The organism is Pedobacter sp. PLR (genome assembly GCF_026239675.1).
Classification (GTDB): Bacteria; Bacteroidota; Bacteroidia; order Sphingobacteriales; family Sphingobacteriaceae; genus Pedobacter.
In genome coordinates this window covers 1-1,353 of the sequence record NZ_JAPIVQ010000029.1, presented here as the reverse complement: position 1 = coordinate 1,353, position 1,353 = coordinate 1, and the positions used below count along the sequence as shown (strand labels likewise).

General features: G+C 42.2%; 1 rRNA gene. It reads right to left on the bottom strand.

Annotated features, from left to right (window positions below):
* Positions 1-1,170: 1,170 nt before the first annotated feature.
* A 5S ribosomal RNA gene (gene rrf / locus OQX61_RS24205) occupies positions 1,171-1,282 on the bottom strand.
* Positions 1,283-1,353 lie beyond the last annotated feature (71 nt).

Sequence of the window (1,353 nt, the reverse complement as noted above, 5' to 3'; positions counted from 1 at the left end):
GTCAAGCTTTTATTTAAACTTTTTTCTTTTGTTTATCTGGTAATTAAACCCTCAAAACAACTTCTGACATCCTTCTACTGCAATCTTTCAAATCTTCTGCTCTGTATCCTTCTCACTGTAACCCTTCCTCCGAAGCGGGATGCAAAAGTAGGAAAATTTAACAGATATGCAAACATTAATCTCAAAATAACCCGTTTAAGTACTGTTGTAAGCTGTTTCTACAGCCGTCATTCAAAACATCAGGCAGCAACTGCCTGTACTATAGCGATATCCTTCAGGGTTCCATATTTCAAATGATAATCATTTATTTCTGATCACTTAAGGAATAAAGGCCTGTTAGGCCAAAAAAAGGAAAAGAGTTATTGATTTACCGGACAGACCACATTCAAAAGCGTCATTTTTTACAGCAAGACCCGGAACTTTTGAACGGAAGGATTCCGCCGGATCCGGCGGAATCCTTCCGTTCAACTTTCTTCACAAGGGAATATCAGCGCTAAGGCGGATTCATTTCCGGATAAACGGTAAATATGCAGGATTTACCTTATACCGGAAGTTACTCCGAATCAGCTTCCGGTACAGCAGCCAGAGCCCCGATTGATTATGGTTTTACAGCGTGACGCTGTAATGCCGCGAATACGGGAATATTAAATCCTAAATAGTTATTGAGCCATAAACTCCGGGACTCTCGTACATCCTTTAGAATACTAAGCAGTACTCATGAAGTCCGCTCAGCTTTCAGTTCAGTCCGTTCATCTGAGATCAGCCTGCTGTTATCCAGGCCCCCCTTATCCGCTACAATTACGATCAGATGAGATAAACGCGGCTGAAATGAAACACTAAAGAAAGGACAACTGAAAGTATCTCCAATAAAATCAGCCTATGCCTGTGCTTAAAAAACGACGGCATAAAGAGTAGACACCGGGATCAACTTTGAAAAAGTAAGGTAGCCCCGGACTAAGAAGTCCTGAAACGGGAAAACCAGCGGATTAACTATACCATTTTTAAAACCATTGCAAGATCCGAACTCAGGGAAATGAGGTTCATGTAAAGACCATAGCGATACAGAAAGGAGGAATGCGGAATACCGGAGAAGCAGCGGGCAGCCAGGGCTCAGATAAAAACCCGGTAAACAAGAAAAGCCTGCAGTTTCCTACAGGCTTTCTTTTTAAGATCTGGCACCGACCTACTCTCCCACGTGTTACCGCAGTACCATCGGCTCTGGTGGGCTTGACTTCTCTGTTCGGAATGGGAAGAGGTAGACACCACCGATATAGGCACCTGAATATTTTTAATACTTTTAATTAGAGTTCTTTGTTATGTAAAAGAAAAGCCTGTAGTTTTCACTACAGGCTT